Raw genomic sequence first — 21,938 nt, forward strand, 5'->3', positions numbered from 1 at the left:
CTCAGGGGCGGTCGTCTTCGTCTTCCTCCGCCCCATCTTCCTCCCCGAGGTCCCATTCCAGCGCATCGGGGTCGTAATCGATCTCCTCGCTGCTCCAGGAGGCCTGGACCATCTCGATGCCGGGGACGTCGCGGATCAGGTCGAAGGGTTCGACGAGATGGGCGAGGGCCTCGGCGGCGTCCTCGCGCGCGGCGGCGCGGGCGTGGGTCCGCTCCTCCTCCGGCATGAACTCGTCGGCGTCGATCCGGGCCTCGGCGGCCGCGCCCAGTTCGGCGGGTCCGTCGACCTCCAGGACCACATCGACGCGAAGGCGTACATAGCGTGCGGTGTCAGAAGTGCTCATGCTCCGGAGCGTAGGGGTCCGGAGGGTCTCGGCTTTCCCGCGACCCGCTGTGTTCATTAGCATCTGCACGCCGAGCAATTCGTGGTTTCCGCAAGGAGGATCGAGATCTCCGTGTCCGCCGCCCGACGCCTCCTGCTGACCGCCGCCGTCGCGGGAACGCTGCTGTGCGCCCTGTGGTTCGTGCCCTCCGCGAACGCCGCCGACCAGCGGGGCGGCGTACGGGTCGGGGTGAGCGGGGGCGGCCCCGCCACGGGCGACGGGCGCCTCGCGGAGACCGGCGGCCGGGACACCGTGCCGTACGTGCTCGGCGGGACGGCGTTCCTCGCGGTCGGGGCGAGTTTCGTGGTGCTCGCGATGCGCCGCCGGGGCCGGGCCTCCTGAACCGCGTTCCCCCGCCGCGCACTTGCGGGTGAGGGCCCGCTCCCGCCGGATTCCCCCGGCAGGGGCGGGCCCTCGCGCGTGCTCCAACGGCCTTACTCCAGCGGGCCGGTGACCGGCTCCACGGCGGCGACCACCTTCCCCTCCCGTACGAAGGCGTCGGCGGCGGCCAGGTCGGGGGCGAGGAAGCGGTCCGGGCCGGGGCCCTGGACGCCGGCCTCGCGCAGGGCGGTGATGACGGCCCGCGAGGCGGGGGCCGGGGTGAGGCCCGCGCGGAGTTCGACGCCCCGGGTGGCGGCGTACAGCTCGACGGCGATGATCCGGGTGAGGTTGCCGATCGCGGTGCGCAGCTTGCGGGCGGCGGACCAGCCCATGGAGACGTGGTCCTCCTGCATCGCGGAGGACGGGATGGAGTCGGCGGAGGCCGGGACGGCGAGCCGCTTCATCTCGCTGACCAGGGCGGCCTGGGTGTACTGGGCGATCATCAGGCCCGAGTCGACGCCGGCGTCCTCGGCGAGGAAGGGCGGCAGGCCGTGCGAGCGGTTCTTGTCGAGGAGCCGGTCGGTGCGGCGCTCGGCGATGGAGCCGAGGTCGGCGGCGGCGATCGCGAGGAAGTCGAGGACGTACGCGACGGGGGCGCCGTGGAAGTTGCCGTTGGAGCGCACCTCGCCGTTGCCCAGGACCACCGGGTTGTCGACGGCGGCGGCCAGCTCGCGCTCGGCGACGAGGCGGGCGTGGGCCAGGGTGTCGCGGCCGGCGCCGGCGACCTGCGGGGCGCAGCGGACCGAGTAGGCGTCCTGGACGCGGGGGGCCTCGCCGGCCTGGGCGTGGCCGGTGAGGCCGGAGCCCTTGAGCACGGCCAGCATGTTGGCGGCGGAGGCGGCCTGGCCGGGGTGGGGGCGGATGGCGTGCAGCTCGGGTTCGAGGACCTTCTCGGTGCCGAGGAGGGCTTCGAGGGAGAGCGCGGCGGTGACGTCGGCCGACTTGTAGAGGGTGTCGAGGTCGGCGAGGGCCATGACCAGCATGCCGAGCATTCCGTCGGTGCCGTTGAGGAGGGCGAGGCCCTCCTTCTCCTTCAGCTCGACGGGTGCGATGCCGTGCTCGGCGAGCAGCTCTCCGGCCGGGCGGACCTGCCCGTCGGGGCCCTCGGCGTCGCCCTCGCCCATGAGCGCGAGGGCGCAGTGGGAGAGCGGGGCGAGGTCGCCGGAGCAGCCGAGGGAGCCGTACTCGTGCACGACCGGGGTGATCCCGGCGTTGAGGACGTCGGCCATGGTCCGGGCGACCTCGGGGCGGACGCCGGTGTGGCCGGAGGCCACGGTCTTCAGGCGCAGGAACATCAGGGCGCGCACGACCTCGCGCTCGACGCGGGGGCCCATGCCGGCGGCGTGCGAGCGGACGATGTTGCGCTGGAGCTGTGCGCGGAGCTCGTGGCTGATGTGCCGGGTGGCGAGGGCGCCGAAGCCGGTGGAGACCCCGTAGACGGGCTCGGGCTTGGCGGCGAGCGCGTCGATGACCTCCCGGGCGGCGGCGAGGGCCTGCACGGCCTCGGTCGACAGCTCGACGCGGGCGCCGTGGCGGGCGACGTCGACGACGTCCTGCGGGGTCGTGCCGGACGTGCCGAGGACGACTGTCTGCATATCCATATTCAGCACCCTACGGATTGAAGACCGACCTGTCACTAGGGGATTTCGTCACCGTCCCGGACGGGGGTTGTCCCTTACCGGGAGGGTGACGTCGCTGTCACCGCAGCTTGCGGTTCCGCTGCTGCGATCCTGCGGCCGCCGGTCCCGGTGCCGCTGCGGCTTCCGGTCCCGCTGTCGCCGGTCCCGCTGTCGCCGCGGCTTCCGGTCCCGCTGTCACCGCAGCTTCCGGTCCCGCCGCCCCCGCCTCCAACAGGCCACCCGTCCCTCACCCGTCCTCCGCCGGAGGCTCCTCCGGCCGGAGGGCCGTCTCCGTCGGCTCCTCGCCCGGGGGCTCCACGGGCCAGGCGGCGCCCCCGGGGCGCTCGGGGCGCTCGGGCGCCGACTCGGGGCCGGGGGACGGGGCCGGATCCGGGTCCGGCGGCCCGGGCGCCACCGCCCCCGCCCCCGGCTCCGGCAGCTCCACCGTCGGCGCGTCGCGGAAGCGGCGGCGGTCGCGGGCGCCCGGCGGGGCGTCCGCGAGGCGCACGACCGTGCCGTCCCGCCCCGCCACCACCGGCTTCGCCGAGCGGCCCGCCTTGGCCTGGTACTGGGCGGCGTCCGCGAGCCGGAAGAGCCGGCGGGCCGACTTGAGGGGCCCGATGGGGTCGCCCGTGGACGCCACCCCGCAGGCCACGCCCTCGCCCAGCTCCAGCTCCGCCGCCCGTACGCACAGCTCCTCGGCGACCGCGACCACCTCGTCCGCCGCCGGGCCGACCGTCAGGAGGCAGAACTCGTCGCCGCCGAGCCGGGCCGCGAGGGCGCCGGGGAGCCGGGCGCCGCAGCGGGAGAGGACGGAGCCGAAGCGTTCGAGGAGGCGGTCGCCGACCGCGTGGCCGTGGGTGTCGTTGACCCGCTTGAGGCCGTTGAGGTCGCAGACCACCAGGCTCACCACGGAGCCGTCCGTCCGGTAGCGCTCGATGGCCTCGTCCAGACGGGTGTCGACGGCCCGCCGGTTGGCCAGGCCCGTCAGGGGGTCGGTGAAGGCCAGCTTGCGGACCTCCTCCAGGCGCTCGGCCTGGGCGATGCCCGCCGCGACGACCGCCGCGAGGACGGTCGCGAAGCCGGCGTCCGCGCGGGTGAAAGGTTTCTGCCGGAGCGGCCTGGCCACGTACAGCTCGCCCCAGGCCCGCCCGTGGAGCACGATCGGGGCGACCACGCAGCAGCCCCGCCCGCGCCGCCGCAGACCGGCCACGCGGCCGGTCGGGACGGCGTCGGCGGCGGTCTCCACCCAGGCGTCCGGCTCGCCGCCGCCCGCCCACCGCTCGTGCAGGAACTCGGTGATCTCGGGGAACTGGTGCACCGGATACGTCTCCGCGTCCGGGAACTCCTCCTCCCCCACGGCCCGCTCCCCGGCGTTCACCAGGACCTTGAGCCGTCCGTGGTCCCGCTCCCAGACGGACAGCGCGGCGAAACTCCCGTCGAGCCCGTCGCGGGCCCCGAGCGCCGCCGCCCGCCAGAACTCCCGTGGCGTGTGCGCCGCCGCCATCCCCTGCGCCAGCGCCACTACGGCCCGCAGCCGCCCGTCCTCACCCATTCCTCCAGCTTAGGGAGGTTTGATCCGTTTTCCCCTTCGGGACGTCACGGAAAGTGACCCGTCGGGCGGATCGGCGGGGTCACTCCCCCGGCCACTCCGGCTTCCGCTTCTCGTTGAAGGCCGCCACGCCCTCGGCCCGGTCGCCCGAGAAGGCCACCGAGCGCCAGGCCGCGTCCTCGACCTCCAGGCCCGCCCGCAGGTCCAGGCCCTGGCCGAGCCGCATGGCCTTCTTCGCGGCGCGCAGGCCCACCGGGGAGTTGGCCGCGATCCGCCCGGCGAGCTCCAGGGCGCCGGTCCGCGCGTCCTCCGCCAGGAGGTCCACCAGGCCCAGCTCGCGGGCCTCGGCCGCCTCCACCCGACGGGCCGTGAAGACCAGCTCGGCGGCGCGGGCCGCGCCCACCCGGCGCGGGAGCAGCTGCGTACCGCCGCCGCCGGGGATGACGCCCACGGAGACCTCGGGCAGGCCGACGACGGCGGTCGCGTCGGCCACGATCACGTCGCAGGCGAGCGCCAGCTCGAAGCCGCCGCCGAGGGCGAAGCCGTGCACGGCGGCGACGGTCGGCATGGGCAGCTCCAGGACGCCGGTGTAGGCGGCGCGGGCGGTCGGGCGCTGGCGGACCAGCTCGGCGTCGGTGAAGGAGTTGCGCTCCTTGAGGTCGGCGCCGACGCAGAAGGCCCGCTCGTTCGAGGAGGTGAGGACGGTGACGCGGACGGCGGCGTCGGCGGCGAGCGCGTCGCAGGCGGCCGCGAGGGAGCGGGCCATCTCGGAGGAGACCGCGTTCATCGCCTTGGGCCGGTCGAGGACCAGCTCCGCGACGTGCCCCTCCCGCCGGACCACCACGTACTCACCGAAACGCTGCTCGGACATGACCGCACACCCTCCCACCAGCCGGCTCCGCCCGTTAACGGCTGTTAACCGGCGTTCACGGAGGAGATCCTAAGTGGGACGGCGGCCCAGGAGCCAGGGTTCGATGACGCCGAGGCCCCGGACCGGGCGCTGCCACATCGGCTGGAGCGCGAAGCGGTACGCGGCGGGCGTGCGGCCCTCCTTCTCGGCACGGGCCGCCTCCTCGGCCGCCTCCGCCTCGGAGACGGGCGCCTCGCCGGTCCTGGTCAGCTCCTTCGCGAAGGCGCTGTCGACCAGGACGGCGTCCTTGGGGGCTATCGAGGTGAGCCGGCTGGCGAGGTTCACGGTGGTGCCGAAGACGTCGCCCATCCGGGTCGTCACAGTGCCGAAGGCGATGCCGACGCGCAGCGCGGGCATCGTCTCGTCGTGGCCGAGGGTCTCGATCAGGCGCAGCGCGATCTCGGCTGCGATCCCGGCGTCGTCCGCCGCGTAGAGCACCTCGTCGCCGAGGGTCTTGATGAGCCGGCCGCCGTGCGCGGCGACGAGGTCGGCGCAGGTGGTCTCGAAGGCCTCGACCAGCTCGCCGAGCTCCTCCTCCTCCAGGCGGCGGGTGAGCCGGGTGAAGCCGACGAGGTCCGCGAAGCCGACGGCGAGCCGCCGGTCGACCATCTCCTCGTCGTCGGCGGCCTGCACGACCCGGCCGGTGGCGGCGGCGAGCTGCCGGCGCCACACGTAGATCAGGAACTCCTCCAGCTCGGGCAGGAGCAGCTCGACCAGGGGGTACGTGACCTCGGTGCGGGTCATGCCGGGCTCGGGCGGCTCGGTGAGGCCCTCCAGGAAGGAGTCGATCTGCCACTCGGCGAGCCGGGCGGTGGTCTGTCCGGTGGACCGGGCGACCTGCACGGCCATCGGCTCGCTGAGCAGCCCGGCCTCGACGAGGCCCGCGAGCCGCCGCAGGGCGAGCACGTCGGCCTCGGTGAGCGCCTTGGCCTGCCCGATGTCGGCGAAGCCCATGGCGCGCCAGAAGCGGGAGGCCAGCTCCATGGAGACGCCGGCGGTGCGGGCGGCCTGGAAGGGGGTGTAGCGGCGGTCCGCGCCGAGGATGAGCTGTTCGAGGCGGATGGCGAGGGGGTCGTCGCTCGGCTCCGCCGTGTGGTCGACCTCGTGATGGGGGGTGGGGTACGCGGGAGGCTCGGGCGCGCCGCCCGAGTCCTCGTCGTCGACGGTCACCGGCCGCCTCCTGCCCGTTCCCTGCCCACTTGCCCTGCCGATCTGTCGCCTGGATCGCGCTCCACGATACGACAGGTGTGGAATGGCTCACGCCCGGAAGGCGAGCCGTTCCGTCCCCCGGACGGGGGACGGGGCCCCGCGCGGCCGGGCCCGGGGCCCTCCCGCGACCGAGGCGGCCCGTCCCCCGGCCGTCGCGGGACGCCCCCGTCGAGCCGTCAGGCGTTCGGCGTCCGTACGTGGACGATGTCGCCCGCGCCCACCGCCTCCGTGCCGCCGCCCTCGGTGGCCACCACGAGGCGTCCGTCGCCGTCCAGGGCGATCGCCTCGCCCTCCAGGGTCCGCTCGCCGGGCAGCTCGGCCCTGACCCGGCGGCCGAGGGTCGCGCAGCCCGCCGCGTAGGCCTCCTGGAGCCCGGAGGCCCCGGGGTCGCCGCCGGCCCGCGTCCACTCCCCGTACCACTGGGCGAGGGAGCGCAGAACGGCCCGCAGGAGGGTGTCGCGGTCGGTGGAGACCGCGTCGGCGAGGAGGAGGGACCCGGCGCCGGGGACGGGGAGTTCGTCCTCGCGGAGGGTGACGTTGAGGCCGAGGCCGACGACGACGCCGTCCGTGCCGGCCCGCTCGGCGAGGATGCCGCCGGTCTTGCGCTCCTCGCCCTTGACGGAAACGAGGAGGTCGTTGGGCCATTTGAGGGACATGTCGACGCCGGCGGCCTTCGCGAGGCCGGTGGCCGCCGCCACGCCGGTGAGCAGCGGGAGCCAGCCCCAGCGGTGGGCGGGCACGTCCGGCTTGAGCAGCACGGAGACGAAGATCCCGGAGCGGGCGGGCGCGCTCCAGGTGCGGTCGAGGCGACCCCGGCCCGAGGTCTGCTCCTCGGCGACGAGGACCGCGCCCTCGGGCAGGTCGGCGGCCCGGGCGGCGAGGTCGGTGTTGGTGGATCCCGTGGTGGGGACCACGTCGAGCGAGGTCCACAGTCCGTCGGGGAGGACGAGCGCGCGGCGCAGGGCGGTCTCGTTGAGCGGGGGCCGGTCGAGGTCGGACCAGCGTCCGCCGGAGCCTTGGGAGGACGTCATGCAAGTCAGAGTAGGTGTGGCAAAGACCGCAGTGCCGAACCGTATCGGCGTGGATACGCTACGGGTCAGTAGGGCAGCAGTAGCCCATTCGCAGTCAACGAACCCCCCGTGACCAGGCAGGGAGCCGCATCCCGATGTCCGAGCCGGCAGAGCAGCACGAGATCGACATTCACACGACCGCGGGCAAGATCGCGGACCTCAAGCGCCGTATCGACGAGGCCACCCACGCCGGCTCGGAGCGTGCGGTGGAGAAGCAGCACGCGAAGGGGAAGCTGACCGCGCGCGAGCGGATCGCCCTCCTCCTCGACGAAGGGTCGTTCGTCGAGCTGGACGAGTTCGCCCGGCACCGCTCCACCAACTTCGGCCTGGAGAAGAACCGTCCGTACGGCGACGGCGTCGTCACCGGCTACGGCACGGTCGACGGGCGTCCGGTGGCGGTGTTCTCGCAGGACTTCACGGTCTTCGGCGGGGCGCTCGGCGAGACGTACGGCCAGAAGATCATCAAGGTGATGGACTTCGCGCTGAAGACCGGCTGCCCGGTCGTCGGCATCAACGACTCCGGCGGCGCCCGCATCCAGGAGGGCGTGAGCGCGCTCGGGATGTACGGCGAGATCTTCCGCCGCAACACCCACGCCTCCGGCGTGATCCCGCAGATCTCGCTGGTCGTCGGCCCCTGTGCGGGCGGCGCGGTGTACTCCCCGGCGATCACCGACTTCACGGTGATGGTGGACCAGACCTCGCACATGTTCATCACGGGTCCCGACGTCATCAAGACGGTGACCGGCGAGGACGTGGGCTTCGAGGAGCTGGGCGGCGCCCGGACGCACAACGCGACCTCGGGCGTGGCGCACCACATGGCGGGGGACGAGAAGGACGCCGTCGAGTACGTGAAGTCCCTGCTCTCCTACCTCCCTTCGAACAACCTGTCGGAGCCGCCGGCCTTCCCGGAGTCCGCGGACACCGAGGTGTCGGACGAGGACCGCGAGCTGGACGTGCTGATCCCGGACTCGGCGAACCAGCCGTACGACATGCACAAGGTCATCGAGCACGTCCTGGACGACGGCGAGTTCCTGGAGACGCAGGCGCTGTTCGCGCCGAACATCCTGACCGGCTTCGGCCGCGTCGAGGGCTTCCCGGTCGGCGTGGTCGCCAACCAGCCGATGCAGTTCGCGGGCTGTCTGGACATCGACGCCTCCGAGAAGGCCGCGCGCTTCGTGCGCACCTGCGACGCGTTCAACATCCCGGTCCTGACCTTCGTGGACGTGCCGGGCTTCCTGCCGGGCGTGGACCAGGAGTACGGCGGCATCATCCGGCGCGGCGCGAAGCTGATCTACGCGTACGCGGAGGCCACGGTCCCGCTGATCACGGTCATCACCCGCAAGGCCTTCGGCGGCGCGTACGACGTGATGGGCTCCAAGCACCTGGGCGCGGACCTGAACCTGGCGTGGCCGACGGCGCAGATCGCGGTCATGGGCGCGCAGGGCGCGGTCAACATCCTGCACCGCCGCACCATCGCCGAGGCGGACGACGTCGAGGCCACGCGGGCGCGGCTGATCCAGGAGTACGAGGACACCCTGCTCAACCCGTACACGGCGGCCGAGCGCGGGTACATCGACGGCGTGGTCCTGCCGTCCGACACGCGCCCGCAGATCGTCAAGGGCCTGCGTCAGCTCCGCACGAAGCGGGAATCCCTGCCTCCGAAGAAGCACGGCAACATCCCGCTGTAGCAGCCCCTCCGGACCTTCAAGGAGCCGACATGATCAAGGTCGTACGAGGAAACCCGACTCCGGAGGAGTTGGCCGCCGCACTGGCGGTGGTCCAGGCCCGGGCCGCGGCCACGGCGGCGGCGTCCGCCGGGGACGGCGGCCCGGCGGTGCCGGAGGGGTGGTCGGACCCCTCCCGCATCGCGCGGGCCGTACGGCCCCGTCCGGGCCCGCGGGCCTGGGCGAGGTCGTACTGGCCCGCCTGAGACGTCAGGGCCGGAGGGCCGGACCCCGTGTGCGGGGGGTCCGGCCCTTCGCGCGCGTGCTTCCGTCCTCCGGATTCCTTCGCGCGTGCTTCCCTTCTCCGGATTCCTCCGCGCGCGTGCTTCCGTTTTCCGGCCCCACGCGCGTGTGTCCGGGGACACCGGGCCGGTTGAGTATCCGTACTCAGGCGCCGCGGCCCGCGCGGCCGCAGGATCGGAGACATGCTGTGGTCCGACCCGAAGAACCAGCCGCCGAAGTTCATGCGCGAGATGCAGGCGATGATCCGCCGCGCGGGCGTGCTGCTGGCGCTCGCGATGGTGGTGCTGATGTTCGTGGTCGGCGTGCGCTGACCCCCGCGCGCGTGCCCGGCGGTCCGGTGGGTCCGGGCCTCCCGCACTGGCTACGCTGCCCCCATGACTGCTGATCCGCGCCGTGTCGTGCTCGCCTCCGCCTCCCCCGCCCGGCTCGGTCTGCTCCGGCAGGCCGGACTCGCCCCCGAGGTGATCGTGAGCGGCGTCGACGAGGACAAGGTCCACGCCCCGACCCCGGCCGAACTCGCGCTCGCCCTCGCGGAGGCCAAGGCCGCCCACGTGGCCGCCCGCCCGGAGGCGTCCGGCGCGCTCGTCATCGGCTGCGACTCGGTCCTGGAGCTGGACGGGAAGGCCCTGGGCAAGCCCGCCGACGCCGAGGAGGCCGTGGCCCGCTGGAAGGCGATGCGCGGCAGGGTCGGCATCCTCCAGACGGGTCACTGCGTGTACGACACGGCCGCCAAGCGCTACGAGTCGGCGACCGCCTCCACCGTGGTCCGCTTCGGCGAGCCGACGGACGAGGAGGTGGCGGCGTACGTGGCGAGCGGCGAACCGCTGCACGTGGCGGGCGCGTTCACCCTGGACGGGCGCTCGGCGCCGTTCATCGAGGGCATCGACGGCGACCCGGGCAACGTGATCGGCCTGTCCCTGCCGCTGCTGCGCCGGCTGCTGCGCAAGCTGGACGTGGGGATCACGGACCTCTGGGCCTGAGGCTCCCGGGCGGCTACGCGGGAACCGGCGCCTCCTTCGCGACCGGTTCCCCGGCCCGCTTCCCGTACGCCACCAGGGTGAGGACGATCAGGCCGAGGACCACCATCAGGAAGGCGAAGGCCTCCCAGCCGAGGAGGCCGACGGCGACCGCGCCGAGGACGCCGTGCACGATCGCGCAGCCGATGAGCAGGCCCCGGCCGAAGCGGCCCGGGGCGCGGTCGCGGAGGCCCGCGAGGAGGGCGACGAGGGCGCAGAGGACGAGGGCCGCCCCGGAGGCGATGCCGAGGGCCCAGGTGCCGGTGACCACGGCGTCGGGGTCCATCCCGTCGAGGGACATCGACTGGACCTCCACGAAGCGCGCCATGACGGCGTTGATCGCGACGATGCCGGGGGCCTCCAGGAGGAGCACCGCGGCCGTCACGAGGGCTATCGGTCTGCGGGCCACCTCGGCCACCCCCTGGATTCGCCTGTTACCGACAGTACGATCGACAGCGGGAAGGCTACTGGCCGGTAAACCCCTGGACAAGAGTGCGCACACGCCGGGCCACGACGGAGAGCCGCGCAAAGAAACGCCGAACCGTTCGTAGGGACCCCACAAAGAAACCCGAACGGCGACTGGCCGCATGAACAGAGACCTGCGCCACACCTCGGAGCTACTGTGCCGTAAAGGAACCCTGCGTACCGTGGTGCGACAAGGGAATTCACGACCCGAGCAGGCCCGGGGTCACCCTCCGTGTGGGCAAGCTCACCACTGGGGACGGGTCGAAAGGCCGTGTCGGCAGTCCCTAAACTCAGCTTGTTTCCAGGAGGGAGCCATCGTGCGCAAGGTGCTCATCGCCAACCGTGGCGAAATCGCTGTCCGTGTGGCCCGGGCGTGCCGGGACGCCGGTATCGGCAGCGTGGCCGTGTACGCCGAGCCGGACCGGGACGCCCTGCACGTCCGTGCGGCCGACGAGGCGTTCGCTCTGGGCGGTGACACTCCGGCCACCAGCTACCTGGACATGGCCAAGGTCCTCCAGGCCGCGAAGGACTCCGGCGCGGACGCGGTCCACCCGGGCTACGGCTTCCTCTCGGAGAACGCCGAGTTCGCGCAGGCGGTCCTCGACGCCGGCCTGATCTGGATCGGCCCGCCGCCGCAGGCGATCCGGGACCTGGGCGACAAGGTGGCGGCCCGTCACATCGCGCAGCGCGCCGGTGCCCCGCTGGTCGCCGGCACCCCCGACCCGGTCTCGGGCGCGGAGGAGGTCGTGGCCTTCGCGAAGGAGCACGGCCTGCCGATCGCCATCAAGGCCGCCTTCGGCGGCGGCGGTCGCGGCCTGAAGGTCGCCCGCACCCTCGAAGAGGTCCCGGAGCTGTACGACTCCGCCGTCCGCGAGGCCGTCGCGGCCTTCGGCCGGGGCGAGTGCTTCGTCGAGCGCTACCTGGACAAGCCGCGCCACGTCGAGACCCAGTGCCTGGCCGACACCCACGGCAACGTGGTCGTGGTCTCCACCCGCGACTGCTCGCTCCAGCGCCGCCACCAGAAGCTGGTCGAGGAGGCCCCGGCCCCCTTCCTGACGGAGGACCAGAACAAGCAGCTGTACGCGGCGTCGAAGGCGATCCTGAAGGAGGCCGGCTACGTCGGCGCCGGCACGGTCGAGTTCCTCGTCGGCCTGGACGGCACGATCTCCTTCCTGGAGGTCAACACCCGCCTCCAGGTCGAGCACCCGGTGACCGAGGAGGTCACGGGCATCGACCTGGTCCGCGAGATGTTCCGGATCGCCGACGGCGAGGAGCTGGGTTACGGCGACCCGGCCGTGCGCGGTCACTCCTTCGAGTTCCGCATCAACGGCGAGGACCCGGGCCGCAACTTCCTGCCCGCGCCCGGCACCGTCACCCTCTTCCAGCCCCCGACCGGCCCCGGCGTCCGCCTGGACGCGGGCGTGGAGTCCGGCTCGGTCATCGGCCCGGCCTGGGACTCGCTCCTGGCCAAGCTGGTGATCACCGGCGCCACCCGCGAGCAGGCCCTCCAGCGCGCCGCGCGCGCCCTGGCGGAGTTCAGGGTCGAGGGCATGGCCACCGCGATCCCGTTCCACCGGGCCGTCGTGGTCGACCCGGCGTTCACCGCCGACCCGTTCCGGGTCCACACCCGGTGGATCGAGACGGAGTTCGTCAACGAGATCAAGCCCTTCGCCCCGGCCGGCCCGGACGCCGACGAGGACGAGGCGGGCCGCGAGACGATCGTCGTCGAGGTCGGCGGCAAGCGCCTGGAGGTCTCCCTCCCGTCGTCGCTGGGCATGTCCCTGGCCCGTACGGGCCTGGCGGCCGGTGCGAAGCCGAAGCGCCGCGCGGCCAAGAAGTCCGGCCCGGCGGCCTCCGGCGACACCCTCGCCTCCCCGATGCAGGGCACGATCGTGAAGATCGCGGTCGAGGAGGGCCAGGAGGTCAAGGAGGGCGACCTGATCGTCGTCCTGGAGGCCATGAAGATGGAGCAGCCGCTCAACGCGCACCGCTCCGGCACCGTCAAGGGCCTGACCGCCGAGGTCGGCGCCTCGGTCACCTCCGGCGCCACCATCTGCGACATCAAGGACTGACCGTCGCACCCAGTACGGTACGGAGGGCCCGCAGGCAGCCGCCTGCGGGCCCTTCGCCGAGGGGAGGGCCTCCGTCACCCATGCGCGCCGACGCACGCCGCAACCACGAACGCCTGCTCGTCGAGGCCCGCGCCGCCTTCGCCGGTCAGGGCGCCGACGCGCCCCTGGAGGAGATCGCGCGCCGCGCGGGCGTGGGGATCGGCACCCTCTACCGCCATTTCCCCACCCGCGCCGACCTGTTGAACGGCGTCTTCCAGGAGGCCCTGGCGGAACTCCTCGACCGCTCGCACGCGCTGACGGAAGCCGACGATCCGTGCCGGGCGCTCGTGGAGTGGCTGCGGGCCCTGGTCGCCCACGCGGGCGAGTACCGGGGGCTCGCGCACGCGCTGATGTCCGCGTCCTACGACCGGAGTTCGGCGCTCTCCCGGTGCAGCGACCCGCTGCGCGCGGCGGGCGACCGGCTGCTCGCACGGGCCCGGGAGGCGGGCCGGGTGCGGGCCGACGTGTCGATCGGCGACCTGATGCAGCTGACCAACGCGATCGCGCTCACGGCCGAACAGTGCCCGGAGGACACGGAACTGGCGGACCGTCTGCTCGCGCTGACGCTGCGGGGCATCAAGGCCTGAGGCCCGTACGGGCCCCGGGCGCGCGGGCCCCGGTGACGGGCCGGATGCCTCCCCTCAGCGGCGGCGCAGGTCCGCCACCCGGGCCGTGCGCTCCAGCGTCTCCGCGGCCATGCCGCCGCCCGGGCCCCGGAACTGCCCCGCCACCATCCGGCCGCGCTGGCCCGGGAGCGGCACGTCACGGCGGGGCCGGGCCCCGGGGGGGAGCTGATCACCGCCGGCGGGTCCGGAACCCGCGCCCGTGCCCGCGACGGCGATCTGCACGCCCTGGTCGGCGAGGGCCTGGAGCTCGGTGGCGGCCCGCTCGTCGTGCGCGGGGGGCTCGTCGGTGACGAGCCGGGTGATCACGTCGGTGGGCACCGTCTGGAACATGGTGTCGGAGCCCAGCTTGGTGTGGTCGGCGAGGACCACGACCTCCGCGGCCGCCTGCACCAGCGCCCGGTCCACGCTCGCGGAGAGCATGTTGGAGGTGGACAGGCCGCGCTCGGCGGTCAGGCCGCTCCCGGAGAGGAAGGCCCGGGAGACCCGCAGCCCCTGGAGCGACTGCTCGGCGCCGCTGCCCACGAGCGCGTAGTTGGAGCCGCGCAGGGTGCCGCCGGTCATGACGACCTCGACCCGGTTGGCGTGGGCGAGGGCCTGGGCGACGAGCAGGGAGTTGGTGACCACGGTCAGGCCGGGCACGCGGGCGAGCCGGCGGGCCAGCTCCTGCGTGGTCGTCCCGGCGCCGACGACGATGGCCTCGCCCTCTTCGACGAGGCTCGCCGCGACGTCGGCGATGGCCGTCTTCTCCGCGGTCGCGAGATGGGATTTCTGCGGGAAGCCGGATTCTCGCGTGAATCCGCCCGGCAACACCGCACCGCCGTGGCGGCGGTCGAGGAGTCCTTCTGCCTCCAGGGCCCGTACGTCCCTCCGTACGGTCACCTCCGAGGTCTGGACGACGCGGGCGAGCTCGCGGAGCGACACGGCTCCGTTGGCGCGCACCATTTCGAGGATCAACTGGCGACGTTCTGCAGCGAACACGAAACTGACAGTAACGTGGCCGCGCGATGCTTTTCAGCAGTATGCGGCGAATTGCAGAAGTTGCGCACGGACGGGGCCCCCAAGTGGTATGGGAGGCCCCGTCATTGATCGTTCTATGCCCCGGCTTGCCGGGGGTTGTCCGAGTCGGAGAACCGTTCCCGCAGGCGGGAGCCGGGACGGGCGCGGCGACTAGGCGTCGCCCGCCGACTTTCGGGTCTGCAACTGCCGTGCCACTTCCGCGATCGAGCCCGACAGGGAGGGGTACACGGTGAAAGCATTTGCGATCTGTTCGACGGTCAGATTGTTGTCGACCGCGATCGAGATCGGATGGATCAGTTCGCTCGCCCGCGGGGCGACGACGCAGCCGCCGACCACGATCCCCGTGCCCGGACGGCAGAAGATCTTGACGAAGCCGTCCCGGATGCCCTGCATCTTCGCGCGCGGGTTGCGCAGCAGCGGCAGCTTGACGACCTTGGCGTCGATCTTGCCCGCGTCCACGTCGGCCTGGGTGTAGCCGACGGTGGCGATCTCGGGGTCGGTGAAGACGTTCGAGGAGACCGTCTTCAGGTTGAGCGGGGTCACCGCGTCGCCCAGGAAGTGGTACATCGCGATCCGGCCCTGCATGGCGGCGACCGAGGCGAGCGCGAAGACGCCCGTGACGTCGCCGGCCGCGTAGACGCCGGGGGCGGAGGTGCGGGAGACCCGGTCGGTCCAGATGTGCCCGGAGTCCTTGAGGCGGACGCCCGCCTCCTCCAGGCCCATGCCGGCCGAGTTCGGGATCGCGCCGACCGCCATCAGACAGTGGGTGCCGGAGATGACCCGGCCGTCCGCGAGGGTGACCTCGACCCGGTCGCCGACCCGCTTGGCGGACTCGGCGCGGGAGCGGGCCATGACGTTCATGCCGCGGCGCCGGAAGACGTCCTCCAGGACGGCGGCGGCGTCCGGGTCCTCGCCGGGGAGGACCCGGTCGCGGCTGGAGACCAGGGTGACCCGGGAGCCGAGCGCCTGGTAGGCGCCGGCGAACTCGGCGCCGGTGACGCCGGAACCGACCACGATGAGCTCCTCGGGAAGCTCCTTGAGGTCGTAGACCTGGGTCCAGTTCAGGATCCGCTCGCCGTCCGGCTTGGCGTCGGGCACCTCGCGCGGGTGGCCGCCGGTCGCGATCAGCACGGCGTCCGCGGTCAGCGTCTGCTCGGTGCCGTCGGCGGCGGTCACGATCACCTGGCGGGAGCCGTCCACGGCCTGCCGGCCGGAGAGCCGGCCGCGGCCGCGCAGCACGCGGGCGCCCGCGCGGGTGACGGAGGCGGTGATGTCGTGCGACTGGGCGAGCGCGAGGCGCTTCACCCGCCGGTTGACCTTGCCGAGGTCGACGCCCACCACCCGGGCGGCCTGGTCGATGTGCGGGGTGTCGTCCGCGACGATGATGCCCAGTTCCTCGTACGAGGAGTCGAAGGTGGTCATCACCTCGGCGGTGGCGATCAGGGTCTTGGAGGGGACGCAGTCGGTCAGGACGGACGCGCCGCCGAGGCCGTCGGTGTCGACGACGGTCACCTCCGCGCCGAGTTGGGCGCCCACCAGGGCCGCCTCGTATCCGCCGGGTCCGCCGCCGATGATCACGATCCGGGTCACTGGGATCTACGCCTCGCGCTCTCGTTCTGCCGGGGGGTCCCCCCGCTGGGGTGCAGTGCGTACGCCATTGTCCCGCACGCTTCAAGTGCGTACCCCATTGTCCCGCACGTCCGGCACGGTCACGCGGCGGGGGCTCCGAAGGGGTCCGGGGGCCCTCCGGGAAGGCGGTCCGCCCCTCCGCCCCCTCCCGTACCCTCGGTCCCATGTCCCTCTACGCCGCTTTCGCCGGCAACCTGGACGCGCGGCTGATGAGCCGCCGCGCACCGCACTCCCCGCTGCGCGGGACGGGCTGGCTGAACGGCTGGCGGCTCACCTTCGGCGGTGAGCAGATGGGGTGGGAGGGAGCGCTCGCCACCATCGTGGAGGCCCCCCGCTCCCAGGTCTTCGTGGCGCTGTACGACATCGCGCCGATGGACGAGGACTCCATGGACCGCTGGGAGGGCGTGGGCCTCGACGTCTACCGTCGCATGCGGGTGCGGGCGCACACCCTGGACGGCGAGGAGCCCGCCTGGGCGTACGTCCTCAACGGCTACGAGGGCGGGCTCCCGTCGGCCCGCTACCTGGGCGAGGTCGCGGACGCGGCCGAGTCGGCGGGCGCCCCGCACGACTACGTGATGGAACTGCGCAAGCGCCCCTGCTGAGCGGCCCGCGGACCCGCCCGGCCGTGCTTTCGTCGGAAACGACAAGACAACGATCGCATGTCCGTCAGCACCGTCATCTACGCGCGTAGGGATTCTCCGGCTACGCTTCTTCGCGTATCAAAATCGTCCGGGGTCCGCCTCGGACTCCCCTCCCCGAGGCGAGAGAAGTCAGTGAACGCAACTGCCACCCCGTACGAGGCCGCCGAGGCCGCCGCCGCGCGTCTTCGCGAGCTGACCGGAGTCGAGAGCCACGACGTCGCCCTGGTCATGGGCTCGGGCTGGGCGCCCGCCGTCGACGCCCTCGGCGCCCCCGAGGCCGAGTTCCCGGTGACCGAGCTCCCCGGCTTCCCGCCGCCGGCCGTCGAGGGCCACGGCGGCACGGTCCGCTCGTACAAGATCGGCGAGAAGCGCGCCCTGGTCTTCCTGGGCCGCACCCACTTCTACGAGGGCCGGGGCGTCGCCTCCGTCGCCCACGGCGTCCGCACCGCCGTCGCCGCCGGCTGCAAGACCGTCGTCCTGACCAACGGCTGCGGCGGTCTGCGCGAGGGGATGCGCCCCGGCCAGCCGGTCCTGATCAGCGACCACATCAACCTGACGGCCGCCTCCCCGATCGTCGGCGCGAACTTCGTGGACCTCACCGACCTGTACTCGCCGCGGCTGCGCGCGCTGTGCAAGGAGGTCGACGAGACCCTCGAAGAGGGCGTCTACGTGCAGTTCCCCGGCCCGCACTACGAGACCCCGGCCGAGATCAACATGGTCCGCGTCCTGGGCGGCGACCTCGTCGGCATGTCCACCGTCCTGGAGGCCATCGCGGCCCGCGAGGCCGGCGCCGAGGTCCTGGGCATCTCCCTCGTCACCAACCTGGCGGCGGGCCTCTCGGGCGAGCCCCTGAACCACGAGGAGGTCCTCCAGGCGGGCCGCGACTCGGCGGCGCGGATGGGCGAGCTGCTGACGCGGGTCCTGGACCGGATCTAGCCGGATCCGACGGGCGGCGCACCGCTGCGCGGGGCTTGTTCCCCACCCCGCCCCTTCCCGAAACCGGGGGCAAGCCCCCGGACCCCCGTACGGCCTTCGGCCGTGTCCTCAAACGCCGGACGGGCTGAACTTCGGCCTCGCCGGCGTTTGAGGCGCGGGGTCCGGGGCGGAGCCCCGGTTACGGGAAGGGGCGGGGTGGGGAAAGGCTCCGCGCAGCGGCACACACCCCCGCCCACCCACCGGCACCCACCACCCCCGCCCCCGCAAAAGCCCCCGTCCCCTCCGAAAGGCACACCGTGACGCAGGACGACGACCTCCTCACCCGGGCCCAGGCATGGCTCGACGAGGACCCCGACCAGGAGACCCGCGAGGAGCTCGCGCGGCTCATCGAGGACGGCCGGGCCGGTACGACGGACGAGCTCGCCGTCCGCTTCGCCGGCACGCTCCAGTTCGGCACGGCCGGACTCCGGGGCGAGCTGGGCGCCGGGCCCATGCGGATGAACCGCTCGGTGGTCATCCGCGCCGCCGCCGGCCTCGCCGCGTACCTGAAGGGCAAGGGCCAGGAGGGCGGCCTGGTCGTCATCGGCTACGACGCCCGCCACAAGTCCGCCGACTTCGCCCGCGACACCGCCGCCGTGATGACCGGCGCCGGGCTGCGCGCCGCGCTGCTCCCCCGCCCGCTGCCGACGCCCGTCCTCGCGTACGCCATAAGGCACCTGGGGGCCGTCGCCGGCGTCGAGGTGACCGCGAGCCACAACCCGCCGCGCGACAACGGCTACAAGGTCTACCTGGGCGACGGCTCGCAGATCGTGCCGCCCGCCGACGCGGAGATCGCCGCCGAGATCGCGGCCGTCCGCTCGCTGCACGACGTGCCGCGCCCGGAGGACGGCTGGGAGACCCTCGGCGACGAGGTGCTCGACGCCTACCTGGAGCGTACGGACGCGGTCCTGACCCCCGGCTCGCCCCGTACCGCGCGGACCGTCTACACGGCCATGCACGGCGTCGGCAAGGACGTCCTGACGGCCGCGTTCGCCCGCGCCGGCTTCCCGCCGCCCGCCCTGGTGGCCGAGCAGGCCGACCCGGACCCGGACTTCCCGACGGTCGCCTTCCCGAACCCGGAGGAGCCGGGCGCGATGGACCTCGCCTTCGAGGCGGCCCGCGCGGTGGCCCCGGACCTGGTGATCGCCAACGACCCGGACGCCGACCGCTGCGCGGTGGCCGTGCCGGACGCGGACGCCGAGGGCGGCTGGCGGATGCTGCGGGGCGACGAGGTGGGCGCGCTGCTCGCCGCGCACCTGGTGCGCCGGGGCGTCACCGGCGTGTTCGCCGAGTCGATCGTCTCGTCCTCGCTGCTCGGCCGGATCGCGGAGGGCGCGGGCCTCGGGTACGAGGAGACGCTGACCGGCTTCAAGTGGATCGCCCGCGTCGAGGGCCTGCGGTACGGCTACGAGGAGGCGCTCGGCTACTGCGTCGACCCGGAGGGCGTCCGCGACAAGGACGGCGTCACGGCCGCGCTGCTCGTCACCGAGCTGGCCTCGGTGCTCAAGGAGGAGGGCCGGACCCTGACCGACCTCCTGGACGACCTGGCCGTGGAGCACGGGCTGCACGCCACGGACCAGCTGTCGGTGCGGGTCGAGGACCTGGGGATCATCGCGAACGCGATGGCCGCGCTGCGCGAGCGCCCGCCGGTCGCCCTCGCCGGTCTGACGGTCGTCTCGGCCGAGGACCTGACGAAGGGCACGGAGGCGCTGCCGCCCACGGACGGCCTGCGCTACCACCTGGAGGGCGCCTACAAGGCCCGGGTGATCGTGCGCCCCAGCGGCACCGAGCCCAAGCTCAAGTGCTACCTGGAGGTCGTGGTCCCGGTGGACGGCGCGGACGCGCTCCCGGCGGCCCGCGCCACGGCCGCCGAGCTGCTCGCCGCGGTCAAGCGCGACCTGTCGGAGGCAGCGGGGCTGTAAGCCACCGCCACACGCGTGGGGGCCGGTACGGAAGGGGATTTCCGTACCGGCCCCCACGCGTGTCCGGGAGGGCGGCCGCTCAGCCCGTCGCGCCCAGGATCACCAGGAGCAGCAGTCCGGCGACGGCGGGCGCGATGATCTCGTACGCCCAGCGGACCTGCGGCTCGCCCTGCGCCTCCGGGCTCCCGGCGTGCCGCTCGGCGAGCTCGCGCAGGTCGGCGACGGTCTGATCGGTGGGCGCGGTGCGCGAGGCGCTCTGCCGCACGTCGGCGCTGACGGAGGTGCGGCCGTGGGGGTCGTCCTGGGAGGCGCGGGCGGCCCGGCGGGCGGCCTTCTTGCGCTGGCGCAGCGAGACGGGGACGGCCCAGAGCTGATACTTCTCGCCCTCCTGGGTGAAGACCTCGCTGGAGTACCCGGCGCGGACGTCGGCGACGGAGGCCCAGGGCAGCACGATCGACCGGAACGGGTTGCGGACGCGGAGCCGGCGGTCGTTGGCGTACACGGCGGGCCGGATCGTGAAGGCGACGATCAGCGGCGCGGCCAGGACGAGGCCCGCGAGCGCGAGCCAGGGGGTCCGGCCCTCGCCGCGGAGCATCGCGTCACCGGCGAACACGGCCGCGAGCGCGAGCAGGAACACCCCGCTCGCGATCCCGAGGGGCGACCGGAAGACCCGGTCGGCGTAGGACTGCTCAGGGGTCGACCCGGGGCTCGGCTCGTGGCGCGGCTCGGGGGTCGGCTCGGGGGTCGTCATGCCGCCGATTCTGCCTCAGCGGGCGGGCGGGGGCTCAGGCGGCCCGCACGGCCACGAGGTCGGCGTACAGAATGATGTTGTCGGGGCGGTGGCCGCCGGTCAGCTCGCCGCCGCAGGTGATCAGGCGCAGCTCGGGCCGGGTGGTGTCGCCGTACACCTTGGCGGTTGGGAAGGAGTCCTTGTCGACCTGCTCCAGCTCCCTGACGCGGAAGACGGCGGTCTTCCCGTCGGCGCGGGTGACGGCGATCTCGTCGCCTGCCCGGGCGAGGGAGACGTCCTTGAGGACGGCCGGGCCGCGTGCGGTGTCGAAGTGCCCGATGAGGACGGCGGGGCCGGTCTCGCCGGGCGTGACGCCCTTGTCGTACCAGCCGATGCGGTCGGCGTCCGCGACGGAGGGCACCTCGACGGTGCCGTCGGCGGCGAGTCCCAGTTCCAGGACGGGTCCGGTGTCGACCCCGGTGGAGGCCGTCCGAACCCGGACGGGCAGGGAGCGCGCCGGCGGCCGGACGGGCGCGGCGTCCGGACGGGTGCGGCGCCCGGCGCGGGCGCGGCGGTCTCGGTGACCCGGGCGGGCGGTCCGGCCCGCGCCCCGGCACCGGTCCCGGAACCGGCCACCACGCCGACCGCCCGCCTGTGACCTCGGGCTCTGCCGACCCCCTCCCCTGTACAGGTCGCTACGCGCGTAGATATGCTCGACTGGTGACCATGCCCACCACTGCACCCTCCCCCTCGGCCTTCGGCGAGGGAGGTACCCCCACACTCGCATTCGCCGACGTGACCACGTCCGACCGTGCGCTGCGCCGCTTCCTCCACGGGCTGCCCGGCGTCGACGCCGTCGGCCTGGAGGCGCGCGCCGCGTCCCTCGGCACCCGCTCGATCAAGACCACGGCCAAGGCGTACGCCATCGACCTGGCCATCTCCATGATCGACCTGACGACGCTCGAAGGCGCGGACACCCCGGGCAAGGTCCGGGCGCTCGCCGCCAAGGCCGTCCACCCCGATCCGACCGACCGCACGACCCCGACGACCGCCGCCGTCTGCGTCTACCCCGACATGGTGGCCACCGCCAAGGCCGCCCTCGCGGGCTCCGGCGTCAAGGTCGCCTCGGTCGCCACCGCCTTCCCGGCCGGCCGCGCCGCGCTCCCCGTGAAGCTCGCCGACACGGCCGACGCCATCGCCGCCGGGGCCGACGAGATCGACATGGTCATCGACCGTGGCGCCTTCCTCGCCGGCCGCTACCTGGAGGTGTACGAACAGATCGCCGCGATCAAGGCGGAGTGCGGCGACCGCGCCCGCCTCAAGGTGATCTTCGAGACCGGCGAGCTGTCCACGTACGACAACATCCGCCGCGCCTCCTGGCTCGGCATGATGGCCGGCGCGGACTTCATCAAGACCTCGACCGGCAAGGTCGCGGTCAACGCCACCCCGGCGAACACCCTCCTCATGCTGGAGGCCGTGCGCGACTTCCGCGCCCAGACCGGCGTGCAGGTGGGCGTGAAGCCGGCCGGCGGCATCCGCAACACCAAGGAGGCGATCAAGTTCCTGGTGCTCGTCAACGAGACCGTGGGCGAGGACTGGCTGGACAACCACTGGTTCCGCTTCGGCGCCTCCAGCCTGCTCAACGACCTGCTGATGCAGCGCCAGAAGCTGGCGACCGGCCGCTACTCCGGCCCCGATTACGTGACGGTGGACTGA

Annotated in this window: 21 protein-coding genes and 1 pseudogene; 11 read left to right on the plus strand and 11 right to left on the minus strand. The window is 73.5% G+C overall.

What is annotated here, in order from left to right:
* Position 1: 1 nt before the first annotated feature.
* Complete coding sequence (locus ACIQD7_RS17670) at positions 2 to 343, minus strand: hypothetical protein (RefSeq protein WP_402442589.1); 342 nt, start codon at positions 341 to 343, stop codon at positions 2 to 4.
* Positions 344 to 454: 111 nt separating this feature from the next.
* On the opposite strand from ACIQD7_RS17670, the gene ACIQD7_RS17675 reads away from it, so the two are divergent.
* Positions 455 to 724 carry a hypothetical protein gene (locus tag ACIQD7_RS17675; RefSeq protein ID WP_121833022.1) on the plus strand — a complete coding sequence of 90 codons (270 nt, stop codon included), beginning with the start codon at positions 455 to 457 and terminating at the stop codon, positions 722 to 724.
* A 92-nt stretch (positions 725 to 816) separates the two neighbouring features.
* Here ACIQD7_RS17675 and hutH read toward each other — a convergent pair whose 3' ends face one another.
* The 5 genes and pseudogenes from hutH to ACIQD7_RS17700 all read right to left on the minus strand — a co-directional run bounded on the left by hutH (position 817) and on the right by ACIQD7_RS17700 (position 7,084).
* On the minus strand, positions 817 to 2,358 hold the full coding sequence (gene hutH, locus ACIQD7_RS17680; protein ID WP_402443273.1) for a histidine ammonia-lyase: 1,542 nt from the start codon (positions 2,356 to 2,358) through the stop codon (positions 817 to 819).
* Positions 2,359 to 2,839: 481 nt separating this feature from the next.
* Positions 2,840 to 3,937: pseudogene (locus ACIQD7_RS17685) on the minus strand (diguanylate cyclase domain-containing protein); the annotation flags it as partial.
* Between the two features lie 79 nt (positions 3,938 to 4,016).
* Positions 4,017 to 4,805 (minus strand): enoyl-CoA hydratase/isomerase family protein, encoded by a 789-nt coding sequence (locus tag ACIQD7_RS17690; RefSeq protein ID WP_161373957.1) that lies wholly within the window; start codon positions 4,803 to 4,805, stop codon positions 4,017 to 4,019.
* 69 nt (positions 4,806 to 4,874) lie between these two features.
* The gene (locus ACIQD7_RS17695; protein ID WP_121829535.1) at positions 4,875 to 6,014 is read right to left on the minus strand and encodes an adenylate/guanylate cyclase domain-containing protein; all 1,140 of its coding nucleotides are present in this window, start codon (positions 6,012 to 6,014) and stop codon (positions 4,875 to 4,877) included.
* 215 nt (positions 6,015 to 6,229) lie between these two features.
* A complete protein-coding gene (locus ACIQD7_RS17700; RefSeq protein WP_121829534.1) occupies positions 6,230 to 7,084 on the minus strand; it encodes a biotin--[acetyl-CoA-carboxylase] ligase in 855 nt (284 codons plus the stop codon).
* A gap of 134 nt (positions 7,085 to 7,218) precedes the next feature.
* Here ACIQD7_RS17700 and ACIQD7_RS17705 point away from each other — a divergent pair, with 134 nt between their 5' ends.
* The 4 genes from ACIQD7_RS17705 (at position 7,219) to ACIQD7_RS17720 (ending at position 10,070) form a co-directional block, all read left to right on the plus strand.
* Positions 7,219 to 8,811 carry an acyl-CoA carboxylase subunit beta gene (locus ACIQD7_RS17705; RefSeq protein WP_121829533.1) on the plus strand — a complete coding sequence of 531 codons (1,593 nt, stop codon included), beginning with the start codon at positions 7,219 to 7,221 and terminating at the stop codon, positions 8,809 to 8,811.
* 29 nt (positions 8,812 to 8,840) lie between these two features.
* The gene (locus tag ACIQD7_RS17710; protein ID WP_402442593.1) at positions 8,841 to 9,053 is read left to right on the plus strand and encodes an acyl-CoA carboxylase epsilon subunit; all 213 of its coding nucleotides are present in this window, start codon (positions 8,841 to 8,843) and stop codon (positions 9,051 to 9,053) included.
* A gap of 219 nt (positions 9,054 to 9,272) precedes the next feature.
* Positions 9,273 to 9,401: a morphogenic membrane protein MmpB gene (gene mmpB / locus ACIQD7_RS17715; RefSeq protein WP_272922277.1), complete on the plus strand. Its 129-nt coding sequence runs from the start codon at positions 9,273 to 9,275 to the stop codon at positions 9,399 to 9,401.
* 63 nt (positions 9,402 to 9,464) lie between these two features.
* Positions 9,465 to 10,070, plus strand: coding sequence for a nucleoside triphosphate pyrophosphatase (locus ACIQD7_RS17720; RefSeq protein ID WP_121829531.1), 606 nt, complete (start codon positions 9,465 to 9,467; stop codon positions 10,068 to 10,070).
* Between the two features lie 13 nt (positions 10,071 to 10,083).
* On the opposite strand, the gene ACIQD7_RS17725 is transcribed toward ACIQD7_RS17720, so the two are convergent.
* Positions 10,084 to 10,524, minus strand: a complete 441-nt coding sequence (locus ACIQD7_RS17725; protein WP_121829530.1) for a hypothetical protein — start codon at positions 10,522 to 10,524, stop codon at positions 10,084 to 10,086.
* A 364-nt stretch (positions 10,525 to 10,888) separates the two neighbouring features.
* On the opposite strand from ACIQD7_RS17725, the gene ACIQD7_RS17730 reads away from it, so the two are divergent.
* Entirely contained in the window at positions 10,889 to 12,643 is a 1,755-nt protein-coding gene (locus ACIQD7_RS17730; RefSeq protein WP_402442595.1) for an acetyl/propionyl/methylcrotonyl-CoA carboxylase subunit alpha, read from the plus strand.
* 80 nt (positions 12,644 to 12,723) lie between these two features.
* On the plus strand, positions 12,724 to 13,269 hold the full coding sequence (locus ACIQD7_RS17735; RefSeq protein WP_402442597.1) for a TetR/AcrR family transcriptional regulator: 546 nt from the start codon (positions 12,724 to 12,726) through the stop codon (positions 13,267 to 13,269).
* 54 nt (positions 13,270 to 13,323) lie between these two features.
* Here the strand turns inward: ACIQD7_RS17735 and ACIQD7_RS17740 are convergent, their stop codons facing one another.
* Positions 13,324 to 14,250, minus strand: a complete 927-nt coding sequence (locus tag ACIQD7_RS17740) for a DeoR/GlpR family DNA-binding transcription regulator (protein ID WP_121829527.1) — start codon at positions 14,248 to 14,250, stop codon at positions 13,324 to 13,326.
* 225 nt (positions 14,251 to 14,475) lie between these two features.
* Positions 14,476 to 15,915 carry an NAD(P)H-quinone dehydrogenase gene (locus ACIQD7_RS17745; protein WP_121829526.1) on the minus strand — a complete coding sequence of 480 codons (1,440 nt, stop codon included), beginning with the start codon at positions 15,913 to 15,915 and terminating at the stop codon, positions 14,476 to 14,478.
* Positions 15,916 to 16,118: 203 nt separating this feature from the next.
* Here ACIQD7_RS17745 and ACIQD7_RS17750 point away from each other — a divergent pair, with 203 nt between their 5' ends.
* The 3 genes from ACIQD7_RS17750 (at position 16,119) to ACIQD7_RS17760 (ending at position 19,492) form a co-directional block, all read left to right on the plus strand.
* Positions 16,119 to 16,556, plus strand: a complete 438-nt coding sequence (locus ACIQD7_RS17750; protein ID WP_121829525.1) for a gamma-glutamylcyclotransferase — start codon at positions 16,119 to 16,121, stop codon at positions 16,554 to 16,556.
* A 171-nt stretch (positions 16,557 to 16,727) separates the two neighbouring features.
* Entirely contained in the window at positions 16,728 to 17,531 is an 804-nt protein-coding gene (locus ACIQD7_RS17755; RefSeq protein ID WP_121829524.1) for a purine-nucleoside phosphorylase, read from the plus strand.
* A 296-nt stretch (positions 17,532 to 17,827) separates the two neighbouring features.
* A complete protein-coding gene (locus tag ACIQD7_RS17760; protein ID WP_402442600.1) occupies positions 17,828 to 19,492 on the plus strand; it encodes a phospho-sugar mutase in 1,665 nt (554 codons plus the stop codon).
* A 79-nt stretch (positions 19,493 to 19,571) separates the two neighbouring features.
* Here ACIQD7_RS17760 and ACIQD7_RS17765 read toward each other — a convergent pair whose 3' ends face one another.
* Together ACIQD7_RS17765 and ACIQD7_RS17770 are read right to left on the minus strand one after the other, a co-directional pair.
* The gene (locus ACIQD7_RS17765; protein ID WP_121829522.1) at positions 19,572 to 20,243 is read right to left on the minus strand and encodes a PH domain-containing protein; all 672 of its coding nucleotides are present in this window, start codon (positions 20,241 to 20,243) and stop codon (positions 19,572 to 19,574) included.
* 34 nt (positions 20,244 to 20,277) lie between these two features.
* Positions 20,278 to 21,009, minus strand: coding sequence for a class F sortase (locus ACIQD7_RS17770; RefSeq protein WP_402442602.1), 732 nt, complete (start codon positions 21,007 to 21,009; stop codon positions 20,278 to 20,280).
* Between ACIQD7_RS17770 and deoC the strand changes: the two genes are divergently transcribed.
* Positions 20,949 to 21,938, plus strand: coding sequence for a deoxyribose-phosphate aldolase (gene deoC, locus ACIQD7_RS17775; protein WP_402442604.1), 990 nt, complete (start codon positions 20,949 to 20,951; stop codon positions 21,936 to 21,938). The genes ACIQD7_RS17770 and deoC overlap by 61 nt on opposite strands.

Origin of the sequence: Streptomyces sp. NPDC093071 (genome assembly GCF_044754545.1) — a bacterium.
In the GTDB taxonomy this organism is placed as follows: Bacteria; Actinomycetota; Actinomycetes; order Streptomycetales; family Streptomycetaceae; genus Streptomyces.

What these genes read in the sequence shown, in the direction of transcription:
- ACIQD7_RS17670 (WP_402442589.1), bottom strand. Translation starts at nt 343, where the DNA reads ATGAGCACTTCTGACACCGCACGCTATGTACGCCTTCGCGTCGATGTG.
- hutH (WP_402443273.1), bottom strand. Translation starts at nt 2,358, where the DNA reads ATGCAGACAGTCGTCCTCGGCACGTCCGGCACGACCCCGCAGGACGTC.
- ACIQD7_RS17690 (WP_161373957.1), bottom strand. Translation starts at nt 4,805, where the DNA reads ATGTCCGAGCAGCGTTTCGGTGAGTACGTGGTGGTCCGGCGGGAGGGG.
- ACIQD7_RS17700 (WP_121829534.1), bottom strand. Translation starts at nt 7,084, where the DNA reads ATGACGTCCTCCCAAGGCTCCGGCGGACGCTGGTCCGACCTCGACCGG.
- ACIQD7_RS17705 (WP_121829533.1), top strand. Translation starts at nt 7,219, where the DNA reads ATGTCCGAGCCGGCAGAGCAGCACGAGATCGACATTCACACGACCGCG.
- ACIQD7_RS17710 (WP_402442593.1), top strand. Translation starts at nt 8,841, where the DNA reads ATGATCAAGGTCGTACGAGGAAACCCGACTCCGGAGGAGTTGGCCGCC.
- mmpB (WP_272922277.1), top strand. Translation starts at nt 9,273, where the DNA reads ATGCTGTGGTCCGACCCGAAGAACCAGCCGCCGAAGTTCATGCGCGAG.
- ACIQD7_RS17720 (WP_121829531.1), top strand. Translation starts at nt 9,465, where the DNA reads ATGACTGCTGATCCGCGCCGTGTCGTGCTCGCCTCCGCCTCCCCCGCC.
- ACIQD7_RS17735 (WP_402442597.1), top strand. Translation starts at nt 12,724, where the DNA reads ATGCGCGCCGACGCACGCCGCAACCACGAACGCCTGCTCGTCGAGGCC.
- ACIQD7_RS17740 (WP_121829527.1), bottom strand. Translation starts at nt 14,250, where the DNA reads ATGGTGCGCGCCAACGGAGCCGTGTCGCTCCGCGAGCTCGCCCGCGTC.
- ACIQD7_RS17750 (WP_121829525.1), top strand. Translation starts at nt 16,119, where the DNA reads ATGTCCCTCTACGCCGCTTTCGCCGGCAACCTGGACGCGCGGCTGATG.
- ACIQD7_RS17765 (WP_121829522.1), bottom strand. Translation starts at nt 20,243, where the DNA reads ATGACGACCCCCGAGCCGACCCCCGAGCCGCGCCACGAGCCGAGCCCC.
- deoC (WP_402442604.1), top strand. Translation starts at nt 20,949, where the DNA reads ATGCCCACCACTGCACCCTCCCCCTCGGCCTTCGGCGAGGGAGGTACC.
- ACIQD7_RS17770 (WP_402442602.1), bottom strand. Translation starts at nt 21,009, where the DNA reads ATGCGAGTGTGGGGGTACCTCCCTCGCCGAAGGCCGAGGGGGAGGGTG.